The organism is Pseudomonas sp. NBRC 111132 (assembly GCF_001320565.1).
Lineage (GTDB): Bacteria > Pseudomonadota > Gammaproteobacteria > Pseudomonadales > Pseudomonadaceae > Aquipseudomonas > Aquipseudomonas putida_P.
Map to the genome: position 1 here is coordinate 41,447 of NZ_BCBI01000026.1, position 17,798 is coordinate 59,244.

Here is a 17,798-nt window from a genome sequence, read left to right on the forward strand (position 1 = left end):
CCTGTGAGATCGAGCGCCGCCCGCGCGGCGCTCGATCTCACAGGCGCCAAATTCCCAACGGCGGGCCCCTGGTGGCCCTGCTTCAATCCCCCCCCTAAATCAGCCCCCCATGCCTTCGTCTGACAGTTACCGCTCGACTGCCAGGACACCGCTCGACATGAATGCTGATCAAACGCTCAAGCTCGCCCGCCGCTTCATCGAACTCAGCCCCGACAAGCGCCGCCTGTTCCTCAAGGCGCTGCAGGGCGAGGGCATGGATTTTTCCGTGCTGCCGATCGCGCCCGGGGTGGAGGTGGCCGAGCGCGACCAGCTGTCGTATGCCCAGCGGCGCATGTGGTTCCTCTGGCAGCTCGACCCGCAGGGCGCAGCGTACAACCTGCCGATGGCCGTGCGCCTGCATGGTCCGCTTGACCTGGCCGCTCTACAGCAGGCTTTCGATGCCCTGGTGGCGCGCCACGAAACCCTGCGCACTCGGTTTGTCGCCGACGGCGATGACGTGCGCCAGCAAGTAGACGCCGTGGCTGCTCCGTTGCAGCTGCGCCAGGACGCCTTGGCCAGCTTGGACGAAACCGCCCGCCAGGCCGCGATCGAACGCATCGCCGAAGCCGAAGCTCTGGCCCCGTTCGACCTGGCCAGTGGCCCATTGCTGCGCGTACGCCTGCTGCAACTGGCCGCACAGGAGCATGTACTGCTGCTGACCCTGCACCACATCGTCGCCGACGGCTGGTCGATGAACGTGCTGATCGATGAATTCCTGCACCTGTACGAGGCCGCCGTGGCCGGCACCGAGGCCACACTCGACGCGCTGCCAATCCAATATCGCGACTTCGCCCTGTGGCAACGCAGCTGGCTGGCGGCTGGCGAGCAGGAGCGCCAGCTGGCCTACTGGCAGGCCCGCCTGGGCGAGGACCATTCGCCGCTGGAGCTGCCACTGGATCGTGCCCGCCAAGGCCGGCCCAGCTACCGGGGCGCGCGCCACGAATTCCCCGTCGCCGCAGACGTTGCCGAGCGCCTGCGCGGTGTGGCGCGCAAGCACAACGTCACCCTGTTCATGGTGTTGCTGGCTGCCTTCAAGCTGCTGTTGCAGCGCTACAGCGGTCAGGCCGCGATCCGCGTCGGCGTGCCCATCGCCAACCGCAACCGTGCAGAAGGCCAAGGGCTGATTGGCTGCTTCATCAACACCCAGGTGCTGCACACCGAGATCGACCCGCTGCTGGATATCGCCGGCCTGCTGCAGCGCGTGCGCGAAACCGCCGTGGGTGCACAAAGCCACCAGGACTTGCCCTTCGAGCAGTTGGTCGAAGCCCTGGACCTGCCGCGCAGCAGCGAAAGCCCGCTCTTTCGTGTGCTGTTCAACCACCAAGCGCAGGTGGCGGATGTGCAGGCCATCGAGACTCGCTCCGGCCTGAGCCTGGCGCCCATTGCCCTGGAGAAGCACAGCGCACGCTTCGACCTGGCGTTGGACACCCACGAACGCGCCGGGCAGTTGCATGCCGCGTTCACCTACGCGACGGATGTATTCGAGGCGGCCACCATCGAAGCCCTTGGCGAGCAGTGGCTGGCGCTGGTGCAGGCGCTGGCTGCCGAAACGGCTGGTGCTGTAGGCGAGCTGGCATTGCCGGGCCTGGCCGCAACCCTGGGCGCCCCCGCGCAGGCCGCCGAGTCGCCCAGTGTGCAGCAACGCTTTGCTGCAGCCGCCAGTCGTCACCCCGAGCGCATCGCGGTAGTGGCTGCGGGCGAACAGGCGAGCTTCGCCGAACTCGATGCCCGCGCCGAGGCCATTGCCAGCCGCCTGGTCAAAGCCGGGGTAGGGCCAGACACACTGGTTGGCGTACTGGCCGACCGCAGCGTCGGCATGCTCGCCAGCATTCTGGGGGTACTCAAGGCGGGGGGCGCCTACCTGCCGCTGGAGCCCGAGCAGCCGGCTGAGCGCCTCGCCTACATGCTGACCGACAGCGGCACCCGTCGGGTGCTGGCCCCCGGTAACTGGCAGGCCGAGTTACCCGCGGCCGTGCAGCACCTTGACTGGGCGCAAGTGGGCAACGGCAGCGTCGCACGCACCGCGCCGGCTGCGGCAAACCTGGCCTATGTGATCTACACCTCTGGCACCACCGGCCAGCCCAAGGGCGTGGCGATCAGCCACGGCGCCCTGGCCAACTATGTCGATGGCATGAGCGCGCGCCTGCCTGTCGAGCGAATCCGCAGCATGGCCCAGGTCTCGACCCCGGCTGCCGACCTTGGCCACACCATGCTGTTCGGCGCACTGTGCGGCGGCCACACCTTGCACCTGTTGCTGCGCGAACAGGTGCTGGATGCCGAAGGTTTCGCCGCGTACCTCGCCGAACACCAGGTGGATGCCCTGAAGATCGTGCCTTCACACCTGGAGGCCATGCTGGTGGCTGGCCGCGCGGCGCTGCCGAGCCAGTGCCTGGTATTGGGTGGCGAGGCCATCAGCCCAGGCCTGCTGGGCAAGATCCGCCAACTGGCCCCGGCGCTCAAGGTGTTCAACCACTACGGCCCGACCGAAACCACCGTCGGCGTGCTGGTTGCCGAACTGAGCGAACAAAGCAGCCTCGGCCAGCCGTTGGCCAACACCCGCGTGGCAGTGCTTGACCGCTGCCTGCAGCCACTGCCGGCCAAGGCCAAGGGCGAGCTGTACATAGGCGGTGCAGGCCTTGCCCGTGGCTACCTGAACCGCCCGTCGCTCACTGCTGAGCGCTTCGTGCCCGACCCGCACGGCAGCCACGGCCAGCGCCTGTACCGCAGCGGTGACTGGGTACGCCAGGGCAACGACCTGCAATTTGCCGGGCGTATGGATGGCCAGGTGAAGATCCGTGGCTACCGTGTCGAGCTGGCCGAAATCGAAAACCAGCTGCGCGCACTGGACGGTGTGGCCAATGCCCTGGTCCGCGTGCAGGGCCAGGCGCCGCAATTGCAACTGGCTGCCTGGCTGGTGCCCAGTGAAATGCCTGCCGACTGCCAGGCCTGGCAGGATTCGACCCGCGCCACCCTCAAAAGCCGGCTGCCCGAACATATGGTGCCGACCCACTTGATGGTGCTGGAGCACCTGCCGGTCACCGCCAACGGCAAGGTCGACGTCAAGGCGCTGCCCGAGCCGGTCGCCACCCTGCAGGCCTACCAGGCACCAGAGAGCCCGCTGCAAGTGCAGTTGGCAACGATCTGGGCCGAAGTCCTGCAAGTGCCGCAGGTTGGCCTGACCGACAACTTCTTTGCCCTCGGTGGCCATTCGCTGCTTGCAACCCAGGCCGTATCTCGCGTGCGCAAGCAGTTGGGCGTAGATATCCCGCTGCGCACCCTGTTCGACACCGTCGACCTGCTGGCCTTCGCCCAGGCGGTGGCGGAGGGCGAGCAGGGCACGGGCCTGGACATCGAAATCCTCGACCGCCAGCAGCCGCTGCCGGTGTCCCGTTCGCAGAACCGCCAGTGGTTGTTCTGGAAGCTCAACCCACAAAGCCTGGCCTACAACACGCCGATGGCCGTGCGCATGCAGGGCAACCTCGATCGTTCGGCGGTGCAGGCCGCACTGGATGCACTGGTGGCCCGCCACGAGTCACTGCGCACGGTGTTCGTCGAAGCCGACGGCTTGCCGTGGCAGCGCATCCTGCCAGCCGCCACGGTGCCGATCGGCTTCGAAGACCTCAGCGGCCAGGACCACGCGGCGCAGCTGCGCAAGCTGGAAGCCGAAGCCTTTGTCCCGTTCGACCTGGAGCATGGGCCTCTGCTGCGTGCCCGTCTGTTCAAGGTGAATGCGCAAGAGCACCTGTTGTCGCTGACCCTGCATCACATCGTCTCCGATGGCTGGTCGATGAGCCTGCTGGTGCGCGAGTTCGCTGCCGTCTACAACGCGGCGGCCACAGGCCGGCAGCAGGCCATCGAACCCTTGCCGGTGCAGTACGCCGACTTCGCCGCGTGGCAGCGCAAGTGGCTGGCCGAAGGGCAGATGCAGGCGCAGATCGATTACTGGAAGGCCCGCCTGGAAGACGACTTCGAAGTGCTCGAACTGCCCGCCGACCGCATTCGCCCGCAGGTCAAGAGCTACCAGGGCAGCCGCTTCGACGTGCGCCTGCCGCTGGCCCTGACCGAGCGCCTGCGGGCCCTGGCAGTGGCGTCCAACGCCACGCTTTTCCATGTATTCCTGGCGGCCTATGCCATCGTACTGTCGCGTTACAGCCGCAAGGACACGTTGAACATCGGGGTACCCGTCACCAACCGCAACCGCCTGGAGCTGGAGGGGCTGATCGGCTTCTTCATCAACGTGGTGGTAGCCCGCATCGGCGTCGATGGCAGCCAGCCGTTCCCGCAACTGCTGGCGGCGATCAAGGAAACCACCTTGCAGGCTCAGGCCAACAAAGATGTGCCGTTCCTTGAAGTGGCCGAGGCGCTGTACCCGGACCGCGACCAGGGTGTGAACCCGTTCTTCCAGGTGCTGTACAACCACTTGCGCGACCTGGGTGAGCAGGTATCCAGCGATGCCCTGCACGGCTTGCAGGTCAAGGAAGTGGACCTGTTGGAGCCCGGTGCGCAGTACGACATCTCGCTCAACACGCTGGAACGTTCCGATGGGGTGACGGCCTCGTTCAACTACTCCACCGACCTGTTCGACGCCGCACGCATCGAACGCATGGCCGGTCATTGGCAGGCGTTGCTGGAAGCTATCTGCGCCGAGCCGCAGCGCTGCATTGGCGAGCTGGGCTTGCTAGGCAGTGCCGAACACCAGCAACTGACCCATGGCTGGAACCCGGCGCCGCAGGCCTGTAGCGGCCTGTGCGCACACCAGTTGCTGGAGCGCCAGGCAAGTCTGCGACCAGACGCTGTGGCGTTGATCTTCGACGACCAGCAAATGACCTACGCCGAGCTCGACCGCTGCAGCAACCAGCTGGCGCATCGTTTGCGGGCGCTGGGCGTGGGCCCGGACCGTCTGGTCGGCGTGGCTGTCGAGCGCGGCCTGGGCATGGCCCTGGCGCTGGTTGCCATCCACAAGGCGGGTGGCGCTTATGTGCCGCTGGACCCGGACTACCCGCAGGAGCGCCTGGCCTACATGGTCGAGGACAGCGGCATCGGTTTGTTGCTGGCCGACGTGCCTTCGCGTGAACGCCTGCAGTTGAGCACACCGCTGCCCTGCGTGGTGCTGGAGCCGGGTAACGACTGGCTGAGTGCCTGGCCTGCCGAGCCGCTGGCCAACCTGGCCGCGCCGGAGAACCTGGCCTATGTGATCTATACCTCCGGCTCCACCGGCATGCCCAAGGGCGTGGCCATCGATCACCATGCCTTGTCGGTGTTCTGCCAAGTGGCTGGTGACTATTCGCGGCTGAGCCCGAATGACCGCGTGTTGCAGTTCGCCACCTTCAGTTTCGACGGCTTCATCGAGCAGTTCTTCCCGCCGCTGGCCCAAGGCGCTTGCGTCGTGCTGCGCGATCTGCGGCTGTGGGACACCGCGACTCTGCTGGATGAAATCAACCGCCACGATGTCACCGTAGCCGACCTGCCAGCCGCCTACTGGCGTTTACTGGCACTGGAGCGCCGCGCACCGGAAGCCTATGGCCGGCTGAAGCAGATTCACGTCGGTGGCGAGGCGGTGCCAGAAGACGCCCTGCGTGCCTGGCTGGCCGATGGCCCAACCGCAGTGCGCCTGTTGAACACCTATGGCCCGACCGAAGCCACCGTGGTCGCCACCACCTATGACTGCTCGCAGATGACCCCGCAGCAGATCAGCCAGGGTGGCGTACCCATTGGCCGTGCCATACCAGGCCGCAGCCTGCATGCCCTTGACGATGGCCTGGCGCCAACCCCGGTGGGGGTGCCAGGCGAGCTGTTCATCGGCGGGGCAGGTTGCCTGGCACGCGGTTACCACCAGCGGCCATCGCTGACTGCCGAGCGCTTCATCCCTGACCCGTTCGACCCGGTTGGCGGCGGCCGCCTGTACCGCACCGGTGACCTGGGTTGCTATGACGAAAACGGCCAGCTGGCCTATCGCGGCCGGGCCGATCACCAGGTGAAAGTGCGCGGCTTTCGCATCGAACTGGGCGAGATCGAGCAGTACCTGCGCGCGCACCCGGACGTGCGCGAAGCCACTGTACTGGCCATCGACCTGCCCGCGGGCAAGCAGCTGTGCGCCTATGCCGTGCCGGTTGAAGGCCATGACGGCGACCTGCGCCTGGCCTTGAAGCACTACCTCAAGGCCAGCCTGCCGGACTACATGATTCCGTCTTATCTGGTGACCCTGCCGAGCATGCCGCTGACCCCAAGCGGCAAGCTCGACCGCAAGGCCCTGCCGCTGCCTGACCCGAGCCAGCCGCAGCATGACTACGAGGCGCCGCAGACCGAGCGGCAACAGCAGTTGGCCAATATCTGGGCGCAATTGCTGAGCGTCGCCAGGGTCGGCTTGAACGACAACTTCTTCGAGCTGGGCGGCCACTCCTTGCTGGCCGCCCAGGCAGTGTCGCGGATCAACGTCGAGCTGGGGCTGGACATCCCACTGCGGCTGATCTTCACCCACCCCGAGTTGCGCGCCTTCGCCCTGGCGCTGGATGAACAGGCCCTGTCGCTGACCGACGATGGCCTGAGCGATATCGAAAAAATGATGAACGCATTCACAGAGGCCTGACATGGAACTCACTGCAGCACAACGCATCGCCCAACGTTTCGTCGGCCTCCCCGTGGAGCAACGCCAGCAGATCCTGGACAAGATGCAGGCCAGCGGGCAGAGCTTCCGCCTGCTGCCCATCGTGCCGGCACGCCAGGGCCTGGCGCGCATCCCGCTGTCGTACGCCCAGCAGCGCCTGTTGTTCCTCTGGCAACTGGAGCCCGACAGCCCGGCCTACAACGTGCCCATTGCCGTACGCCTGAAAGGCGCACTGGACCAGGCGGTGCTGCAACAGGCGCTGGACGCGCTGGTGCAGCGCCACGAATCGCTGCGCACGCGCTTCGCCTGCGTGGAGGGTGAATTCCACCAGGAAATCCTCGACCCGTGCCCGCTGCCCCTGGAGCTGGTGATGTTCGACGGCGAGCCCGACGCAGCATCGCTGAGCGTGGCCGTGGACGCGGCCCTCAAGCAGCCGTTCGACCTGCTGAGCGGGCCGCTGCTGCGGGTGACCTTGCTGCGTGTGGCGGACCAGGAGCACGTACTGGCGCTGAGCATGCATCACATCATCTCCGACGGTTGGTCCAGCGATGTGCTGGTGCAGGAGTTCATCCAGCTGTACACCGCCCTGGCCGAGGGGCGGCAGGCCGATTTGCCGGCTTTGCCGATCCAGTACGCCGACTACGCCATCTGGCAGCGCGCCTGGCTTGAAGCCGGTGAAGCTCAGCGCCAGCTGGCCTACTGGCAAGCGCAGTTGGGTGACGAGCAGCCGGTGCTGAGCCTGCCACTGGACTTCGAACGCCCGGCCACGCCAAGCCAGCGCGGTGCGGTGGTGCGCGTGGATATTGCGGGCGAACGGGCCGAGGCCCTGCGCAGCCTGGCACGCAAGGGCGGCCACACGCTGTTCGTGCTGGTACTGGCGGCCATGGCGGTGGTGCTGTCGCGCTACAGCGGCCAGGCCGACATTCGTATCGGTGCACCGAATGCCGGGCGTAACCGCAAGGAACTGGAAGGCCTGATCGGCTTTTTCATCAACACCCAGGTGCTGCGCGTGCAGGTGGACGAGCGCGCCACTTTCACCGCACTGCTGGAACAGGTGAAAGAGGTGATCGGCGGCGCCCAGTCGCACCAGGAGTTGCCGTTCGAGCACCTGGTCGACGCCTTGTTGCCTGAGCGCAACCTGGCCCACAACCCGCTGTTCCAGTTCAAGATCAACCAGCATGTGGCCACCAGTGAGGCGGGGCGTCAGCGCTTGGGCGCGCTGGAGGTGGAAGGCTTTGCCCGTGACGGCGGCGATGCTCGCTTCGACTTGGCCTTCGACTTCGCCGACAAGGCCGACGGTATCGAAGGCTACTTCACCTTCGCCACCGACCTGTTCGAGCAGGCCACCATCGAGCGCATGGCGGTTTCGCTGCGACAGGTACTGGAGGCACTGGTCCGCGACCCGCAGCAGGCGATCGTCGATTGCCCGGAAGTACCAGTAGTGTTGCCAATGGCCGGACAGGCCTATCCACAGGGCGACTTCCTGGGGCTGTGGCGCCAGGCAATGGTTCAAGGCCAGGCGCGCGGCGGCGTGCGTGCGGGTGACCGGTTCATGACCCAGGCCGGGCTGGAGGCAGGGTCCAACCGCCTGGCCAATTACCTGCGCCAGCGCGGTGTTGGCGCAGGCAGCGTCGTTGCCTTGTGCCTGCCGCGCTCCATCGAATGGGTCAGCGCCTTGCTTGCGGTGCTCAAGACCGGTGCGGCCTACCTGCCACTGGACACCCAGCAACCGCAGGAGCGCCTGCAACAACTGCTTGCCGACAGTGCTGCCACAGTGCTGCTGCACGAGCCAGGTGATTCGCGTTTCGTGGGCCTGGATGGCCTGCAGGTGATTGCCTGCGACCACAGCGCCTGGGCAACCTGCAGCGACAGCCCGCTCGACGTGGCAGTCGCCCCCGGACAGCCGGCTTACCTCATCTACACCTCGGGCTCGACCGGGCAGCCGAAAGGCGTGGTGATCAGCCATGGGGCGCTGGCCAGTTATACCCAGGCGGTGCTGGAGCGCCTGCAATTGCCGGCAGAGGCAAGCATGGCAATGGTCTCCACCACGGCGGCCGACCTTGGCCATACCGTGCTGTTCGGCGCCTTGGCCTCGGGCCGCCTGCTGCACTTGCTGCCACAGGAATTGGCTTTCGACCCGGATGGTTTCGCCAGTTACATGGCGCAGCACCAGGTTGGCGTGCTGAAACTGGTGCCGAGCCACCTGCAAGGCTTGCTGCAAGCAGCCCGCGCTGCCGATGTGCTGCCTGGCGAAGCGCTGATCCTTGGCGGCGAAGCGTGCAGTTGGGGCCTGTTGGAAAAGATCCGCGAGTTGCGCCCTGGTTGCCGGGTGATCAACCACTATGGCCCGACCGAAACCACGGTTGGCGTGCTCACCTTCGAGCCCGGCCAGCCCGTGCCAGGCTGCCGCACGGTGCCGGTCGGCCGCCCACTGGGCAACGCTAGCGCGCAGGTGCTGGATGGCTATCTCAACCCGCTGGCGGCGCATGTGCCCGGCGAGTTGTACCTGGGCGGGCAGGGCGTAGCCCAGGGTTATCTCGGCCAGCCTGGGCTGACGGCCGAACGCTTCGTGCCCACCGAGGACGGTACCCGCGTGTACCGCACCGGCGACCGTGCGCGGCTGACTGCCGATGGCCTGATCGAGTTCGTTGGCCGCGCCGACGACCAGGTGAAGATTCGTGGCTACCGCGTGGAGCCGGGCGAAGTGGCTCGCCTACTGGCGGGCTTGCCCGCAGTCCATGAGGCCGTGGTGCTGGCCCTGCCGCTGGACAGTGATGCCGAGCGCCTGCAACTGGTGGCTTATGTGGTCGCCGAGGCTGGCGTCACCGAGCAGCAACTGCTGGCACAGTTGCAAGCACGCTTGCCTGAGTACATGGTGCCGGCACAGATGCTGCTGCTCGAACGCCTGCCACTGACCGCCAACGGCAAGCTCGACAAGCGCGCACTGCCGGCACCGGGCGCTGTCAGCCGAGGCTTCGTGGCGCCGCAAGGTGAAATCGAAGAGAAGCTGGCCGCCGTATGGGCCGATGTGCTCAAGCTGGAGCGGGTCGGCAGCAGCGACAACTTCTTCGAGCTGGGCGGCGACTCGATCCTCAGCCTGCAGATCATTGCCCGGGCCAAACGCCAGGGCATCAAGATCACCCCCAAGCAGTTGTTCGAACAACAGACCATCGCCCAACTGGCGCAGGTGGCCAAGCGTATCGAGGCCAAGCAGCCAGCGGCGGCGCTCGTGGACACGGCCCTCAGCGGCGAGGTAGCCCTGCTGCCGGCCCAGGCGCGGTTCTTCGAGATGGATGTGGCGCAACCGGCGCACTGGAACCAGTCGGTACTGCTCAAACCCGCCAGCCCGGTACAGTTGCAACAGCTGGAGGCCGCCTTGCGTGCGGTGGTCGAGCAGCATGATGCCCTGCGTTTGCGCTTCACCCGTGGCGATGGCCAGTGGCGGGCACGCTTCCAGCCGTTGGGCAGCGCACCGTTGCTGCACCAGCGCCAGTTGGCTGCGCTAGGCGAGCTGGATGCTGCCGGCAACGAGGTACAAGCCAGCCTGAACCTGGAACTGGGGCCATTGCTGCGTGCCGAGCTGTTCGATTTCGCCGATGGCCAGCAGCGTTTGCTGCTGGTGGTTCACCATCTTGTGGTCGACGGCGTGTCGTGGCGGGTGCTGCTGGAAGACCTGCAAGAAGCCTACAAGCAATTGCTGAACGGCCAGGCCGTAAACCTGCCCGCCAAGACCGCTGCAGTACAAACCTGGGCCGAACGCCTGGTCGCCCACGCCGGCAGCCCTACGCTGCAAGCCCAGTGCGACTACTGGTTGCAAGCGCTGGCCGACAACAATGCTGAATTGCCACGCGATAACCCACAGGGCAGCCTGGACAATAGCCACGCTCGCACCGCCGCTACACGGTTGGATGCCGAGCGCACTGCCAAGCTGCTGAAGCAGGCTCCGGCAGCCTACCGCACGCAGATCAACGACCTGCTGCTGACCGCACTGGCGCGCACGCTGTGCCAGTGGAGCACGCAAGACAATGTGTTGGTCCAGCTCGAAGGCCATGGCCGCGAAGACCTGTTCGACGACCTCGACCTAAGCCGCACCGTGGGCTGGTTCACCAGCCTGTTCCCGGTGCGCCTCACGCCGGGCGTGGACCTTGGCCAGTCGATCAAGGCCATCAAGGAGCAACTGCGCGCCGTACCGGACAAAGGCATTGGCTACGGCCTGCTGCGCTACCTCGGCGATGCCCAAGTGCGTGGGCAACTGCAACGCGCCGCCCAGGCCCGTGTCACCTTCAACTACCTGGGCCAGTTCGATGCCAGCTTTGCAGGTGAGGCTGGCGCACTGTTCACCCCAAGCGGCGAAAGTGCGGGCCGCACTCAATGTGCAGGCGCGCAGCTAGGCAACTGGCTGAGCATCACTGGTCAGGTGTATGGCGGCGAGCTGTTCCTGGAATGGACCTACAGCGCCGACGTGCACCACCCGGAAACCATCGAAGGCTTGGCTAACGCCTATGAACTGGCCCTGGTCGAGCTGGTCGAGCACTGCTGCGATACCCGCCACCAGGGGGTGACCCCGTCGGACTTCCCGCTGGCCGCGTTGACCCAGGCGCAACTGGACAGCCTGCCGCTGGCGGCAGCGCAGATCGCCGATGTTTACCCGCTGTCGCCCATGCAGCAGGGCATGCTGTTCCACACCCTTTACGACCAGCAGGCCGGCAATTACATCAACCAACTGCGCGTGGAAGTGCAGGGGCTGGATGTGCAACGCTTTCAGCAAGCCTGGCAGGCCACGCTGGACGCCCACGACATCATGCGCAGCGGTTTTGTCCTGCAGGGTGAGCTGGTGCAGGCCGTACAGGTGGTGCGCAAAGCCGTCGACCTGCCCTTCAGCGAGCACGACTGGCGCGGCCAGCCTGCCCTGGAGCAAGCCCTGCAGACGCTGGCCGAGGGTGAGCGCCAGCGCGGCTTCGACCTGGCCGCCGCGCCGCTGCTGCGTCTGGTACTGGTGCGCACCGGCGATGCCAGCCACCACTTGATCTACACCAACCACCATATCCTCATGGACGGCTGGAGCACTTCGCGCCTGTTGGGTGAAGTGCTGCAACGCTATGCAGGTGTGGCGCCGCAAGCGCCGGCCACGCATTACCGCGACTACATCGCCTGGCTGCAAGGCCAGGACGCAGCCGTTGCCGAAGCGTTCTGGAAGGCCCAGCTTGCCACGCTGGACGAGCCGACCCGCCTGGCCCAGGCCATTGCCGGCAGTGCTGGCGCCGGTGGTAGTGGCTACGGCGACTACCGCCTGGCCTTCGACCGCGTGCAGACCGCACGCATCGAAGCCTTCGCCCGGGCCAATCGGGTCACGGTCAACACCTTGGTGCAGTCTGCGTGGCTGCTGTTGCTGCAGCGCTGCACCGGCCAGGCCAGCGTGTGTTTCGGCGCCACCGTGGCCGGGCGCCCAGCAGACCTGCCAGGCGTGGAAGAGCAGATCGGCCTGTTTATCAACACCTTGCCGGTGATCGGCGCGCCGCGTGCCGAGCAGCGCGTGGCCGAGTGGATCGGCCAGGTGCAGGCCGGCAACCTGGCCGTGCGCGAGTTCGAGCACACGCCGCTGTACGACGTGCAGCGTTGGGCGGGGCAGGGCGGCGAAGCGCTGTTCGATAGCATCCTGGTGTTCGAAAACTACCCGGTGGCCGAAGCGTTGCAGCAGGGCGCGCCGGGTGGCCTGCGCTTTGGCGACGTCGCGGTGCAGGAGCAGACCAACTACCCGCTGACCCTGGTGGTGGAACTGGGCGCCACCTTGTCGATGCACTACAGCCACGACCGTGCGCTGTGGAGCGACGAGACGATCGGCCGCCTGGCTGGCTACTTTGCCAACTTGCTGCAGGCGCTGGTCGAGCGTCCAGATGCCGTTATCGGCGAGCTGCCAATGCTGGGCCAAGCGGAACAACAACGAATGGTCGAAGGCTGGAACGATACCCAGGCCGCGTACCCGGATGAGCGCAGCATTCATCAGCTGATCGAGGCCCAGGTGTTCGCCACCCCGGATGCTCCGGCGCTGGTGTTTGGCGAGCAGAGCCTGAGCTATGCCGAACTGAATGGCCGTGCCAACCAGCTGGCGCACAAGCTGCGCGAACAGGGCGTTGGCCCCGATGTGCTGGTGGGCATCGCCATGCAGCGCAGCCTGGAGATGGTCATTGGCCTGCTGGGTATCGTGAAAGCCGGCGGCGCTTACGTGCCGCTGGACCCTGAGTACCCGCAGGACCGCCTGAGCTACATGTTCGACGACAGCGGCATTGCCTTGCTGCTGACCCAGTCGCACCTGCGCGAGGCCCTGCCGATTCCAGCCGGCCTGCGCAGCCTGGACCTGGATACCGAGGACCTGAGCGGCTACAGCGATGGCAACCTGAACCTCGACGTGGCGCCGCTGAACCTGGCCTATGTGATCTACACCTCCGGCTCCACCGGCCGCCCGAAAGGCGCCGGCAACAGCCATCAGGCCCTGGTCAACCGCCTGTGGTGGATGCAGAAGGCCTATGGCCTGGACGCCAGCGACAGTGTGCTGCAGAAGACCCCGTTCAGCTTCGACGTGTCGGTGTGGGAGTTCTTCTGGCCGCTGATGACCGGTGCCCGCCTGGTCATGGCCCAGCCGGGTGCTCATCGCGACCCGCAATTGTTGGTGGAAACCATCAATCACCATGGCATCAGTACGCTGCACTTCGTGCCGTCGATGCTGCAGGCGTTCATGACCCACGAAGCGGTCGAGAGCTGCGTCAGCCTCAAGCGCGTGGTGTGCAGCGGTGAAGCGCTGCCGGCCGAGCTGGCGCGCCAAACCTTGCAACGTCTGCCAGCGGCCGGCCTGTACAACCTCTACGGCCCGACCGAAGCGGCCATCGACGTCACTCACTGGACCTGCCAGCCAGACGAAAGCATCAGCGTGCCGATCGGCCAGCCGATCGACAACCTGAAAACCCACATCCTGGAAGGCAGCCTGCAACCCGCCGTGCGCGGCAGTGCCGGCGAGCTGTACCTGGGCGGCGTGGGCCTGGCCCGTGGTTATCACCAGCGGCCGGCGCTGACCGCCGAGCGCTTCGTGCCGGACCCGTTCAGTGACAACGGTGGTCGCCTGTACCGCACCGGTGACCTGGCGCGCTACCGCGCCGACGGGGTGATCGACTACGCCGGGCGTATTGACCATCAGGTGAAGATCCGTGGCCTGCGCATCGAGCTGGGCGAGATCGAAGCGCGCCTGCTGGAGCTGCCGAGCGTGCAGGAAGCTGTGGTGCTGGCCCAGGACGGGCCGAGCGGCAAGCAACTGGTGGGCTACGTGGTGCCTGTCGACAGCACGCAAGACCAAAGCGCATTGCGCGACAGCCTGCGCGAGGCCCTCAAGGTTGGCCTGCCGGACTACATGGTGCCGGCGCACCTGCTGCTGCTCGGCAAGCTGCCGGTGACGCCGAACGGCAAGCTGGACCGCAAGGCCCTGCCGCAGCCGGATGCCAGCCTGCTGCAGCGTGAATACGTTGCCCCGCAGAGCCAGCTGGAGCAGCAGATCGCGGCGATCTGGGCGGATGTGCTGAAACTGGAAAGGGTTGGGCTGACCGATAACTTCTTCCAACTCGGCGGGCATTCGCTGTTGGCCACACAAGCGGTGGCGCGCCTGCAGATGGAACTGGGGGCCGAGACACCACTGGCCCTGATTTTCCAGACCGACAACCTACGCGATTACGCCGCCGCGGTCAGCGCTGCAAGCACTGACCGCACGGCTGACCTGGACGAGTTCCACGACTTCATGAATGAGCTTGAGGCAGTTTGAGATGAGCACCGATACCCGCAACACCGACCTGGTTCACCGCTTCATTCGGCTGCCACTCGAGCAGCGCAGGCTGTTTCTGGAAAAGCTGGCCTCCAAGGGCAGCAGCCTGGCGCAGTTGCCCATCCCGCAGGTGCGTGGGGAATTTGCGCAACTGCCGCTTTCCTTCGCCCAGCAGCGACAGTGGTTCCTGTGGAAGCTCGACCCGAACAGCGCGGTGTACAACATCTCTTCGGCCTTGCGCTTCAAGGGCGAGCTGGACCGGGCCGCTCTGCAGCGTGCCTTCGACACGTTGCTGGTCCGGCATGAAGCGCTGCGTACAACCTTCAGCCAACAGGGCGAGAAGGTGGTACAAGTGGTTCACCCGAGCCTGCCATTGACCGTGGCCTACGAGCACTTGAACGGTGCCGGCGAACATGCCCTGCGCGAGCAGGTGGAGCGTGAGGCCCGTCAAACCTTCGACCTGGAAAACGGCCCATTGCTGCGGGTGAAACTGCTGCAATTGAATGCTCAAGAGCATGTGCTGGTGCTGGTGCTGCACCACATCATTGCTGACGGCTGGTCCATGCCAGTGATGGTGGAAGAGTTGGTGCGCCTGTATGCAGCATACAACCAGGAGGGCGACGTGCAGTTGCCTACCCTGCCGATCCAGTACGCCGACTATGCTATCTGGCAACGCAGCTGGATGGAGGCCGGTGAGCAGGAGCGGCAGCTGGCTTACTGGACCGCCCAACTGGGGGGCGAGGACCCCGTGCTGGAATTGCCGACGGACCGCCCGCGACCTACGGTCAGCAGCCTTAAGGGCGAGCGGCTGGCGATCGACCTGCACGAGCAGCAAGCACATGCACTCAAACAGTTCGCCCAGCAACAGGGCGTGACGCCATTCATGGTGCTGCTGGCCAGCTTCCAGACCCTGTTGCACCGTTATTCGGGGCAATCTGATATCCGCGTCGGAGTGCCGGTGGCCAACCGCAACCGTGTGGAAACCGAGCGCCTGGTGGGGTTGTTCGTCAACACCCAGGTGCTGCGCGCCGAGTTCGATGTGCAGATGTCTTTCAGCGAGTTCCTCGGCCAGGTCAAACAGCGGGTCGTCGAGGCCCAGGCTCACCAAGACCTGCCGTTCGAACAGCTGGTAGAGGCCCTGCAGCCAGAGCGTAGCCTTAACCACAGCCCGCTGTTCCAGGTGATGTACAACCATCAGACCCAGGCCCGGGGTGAGCAGCACAGCTTGCCGGGGCTGGAAGTGCAAGCCGTGGCGTGGGACAACCATACCGCCAAGTTCGACCTGACTCTGGAAACCTACGAGCATGACAAGGGTATCGGCGCGGCGCTGATCTACGCCACCGACCTGTTCGATGCTTCGACTGCTCGCACGTTCGCCCGGCATTGGCAGAATCTGCTGACGGTCATCATTGAACAGCCTGCTCAGCGCATCGCCGACCTTGCCCTGCTGGACGATCATGAGTATCAGCAGATCGTCGAAGGCTGGAACGCGACCCTGGCCAGCTACCCTGATGACAGCTGTATTCACCAGCTGTTCGAAGCACAAGTGACGAAAGCCCCAGATGCGCCAGCGCTGATTTTTGGCGAGCAGACGCTGAGCTATGGCGAACTCAATCGCCGGGCCAATCAACTGGCGCACAAGCTGCGCGAGCAGGGTGTCGGCCCGGATGTGCTGGTGGGCATTGCCATGCAGCGCAGCCTGGAGATGGTCGTGGGCTTGCTGGCTATCCTCAAGGCGGGTGGCGCCTACGTGCCGCTGGACCCGGAATACCCGCAGGACCGTCTGGAATACATGCTCGATGACAGCCAGGCGATCCTGCTTTTGTCAGAGACCAGCCTGATCACGCGCATGCCTGCGCAGTTCCAGTCGCGTACGCTGCTGCTCGATCAGTTGACGCTCGACGGCTACCCGGATACTGACCTGGCCTGTTTGACCACCGCCCGCAACCTCATCTATTGCATCTACACATCAGGCTCCACCGGCAAGCCCAAGGGGGTGCAAATCGAGCACCGCAGCGTGGCGGCCCTGATCGGCTGGTCGCTGTCGGTATACAGCCAGGCGGACCTGTGCGGTGTGCTTTTCTCCACCTCGATCTGCTTCGACCTGTCGGTATGGGAGCTGTTCGTCACCTTGTCGGCTGGTGGCTATGCGGTGTTGGCTGCCAACGCCCTTGAACTGCCTGACCTGGCGGCCAGGGACCGGGTGCGGCTGGTGAATACCGTGCCGTCGGCCATCAAGCAGCTGTGCGAAACCGGCAACATTCCGCCGTCGGTAAAAATCATCAACCTTTGCGGCGAAGCGCTAAAGCAGTCGATCGTCGACGATTTGTACCGCTTGGAGCATGTGAGCGATGTGTACGACCTTTACGGCCCGTCCGAGGACACTACCTACTCTACCTGCACGCTCAGGGCCGCTGGCGGCAAGGCCAATATCGGCCGGCCGTTGGACAACAGTGCAGCCTATGTACTGAGCGGCGGCTTGCAACCTGTGCCGGCGGGGGCGGTAGGCGAATTGTACCTGGCCGGTGCCGGGTTGGCCCGTGGTTACCTGAAACGCCCGGGGCTCAGTGCTGAGCGGTTCTTGCCCAACCCTTTCGATGAGCAGGGCGGGCGTATCTACCGTACCGGTGACCTTGCCCGCTATCGCCCCGACGGTGTGCTGGAGTACGTCGGCCGGGTGGATCATCAGGTGAAGGTCCGCGGCTTTCGGATCGAACTGGGTGAGATCGAAACCCGCCTGCAGCAAGAGGCGGTGCGCGAAACCGTGGTCATGGCCATCGACGGGCCGGCGGGGCAACACCTGGTGGCCTATGTCGTGCCTACCGATGCCCGCGTGATGGCCGATGTGGCCGCACAGGAGACGCTGCGTGAAAACCTGCGGGCTGCGCTGCGCAAGAGCTTGCCGGAGTACATGGTGCCCTCCCACCTGGTGCTGATGGACAGACTGCCACTCACGCCCAACGGCAAGCTGGACCGCAAGGCGCTGCCGCGCCCGGACACTGCCCAGCTCGCAGAGGCCCATGTGCCGCCGCGTACGCCGCTGCAGCAGCAGGTGGCCGCTATCTGGGCCGATGTACTGAAAATCGAACGGGTTGGCCTGAACGACAATTTCTTCTTCCTTGGCGGGCACTCGCTGATCGCCACCCAGGTGACCGGTCGTGTCCAGGAGCAGGCGGGGTTGGCGGTCAGCCTGAAGGCACTGTTCGAAAACCCTGTGCTTGGCGACTACTGCACGCAGTTGGAGCAACTGGCACCGCTGGCGGACCCCGTTCAGAACGAACTGGCTAAATCCCTGGAGGCCTTGAAACGTCTATCTACGGAGGAAATTGAAAAGCTGCTTTCTTAGGAGAT

Annotated in this window: 3 protein-coding genes; all 3 read left to right on the forward strand. The window is 65.4% G+C overall.

The window, feature by feature from the left end:
* The first annotated feature begins 157 nt into the window (after positions 1-157).
* Genes APH35_RS14425 through APH35_RS14435 form a run of 3 tightly spaced genes read left to right on the forward strand, consistent with a single transcriptional unit; the run spans position 158 to position 17,793 of the window.
* The gene (locus APH35_RS14425) at positions 158-6,625 is read left to right on the forward strand and encodes a non-ribosomal peptide synthetase (RefSeq protein ID WP_060515014.1); all 6,468 of its coding nucleotides are present in this window, start codon (positions 158-160) and stop codon (positions 6,623-6,625) included.
* Between the two features lies 1 nt (position 6,626).
* Positions 6,627-14,447: a non-ribosomal peptide synthetase gene (locus APH35_RS14430; protein WP_060515015.1), complete on the forward strand. Its 7,821-nt coding sequence runs from the start codon at positions 6,627-6,629 to the stop codon at positions 14,445-14,447.
* Position 14,448: 1 nt separating this feature from the next.
* Complete coding sequence (locus APH35_RS14435) at positions 14,449-17,793, forward strand: non-ribosomal peptide synthetase (protein ID WP_060515016.1); 3,345 nt, start codon at positions 14,449-14,451, stop codon at positions 17,791-17,793.
* The last annotated feature ends 5 nt before the right edge of the window (positions 17,794-17,798 follow it).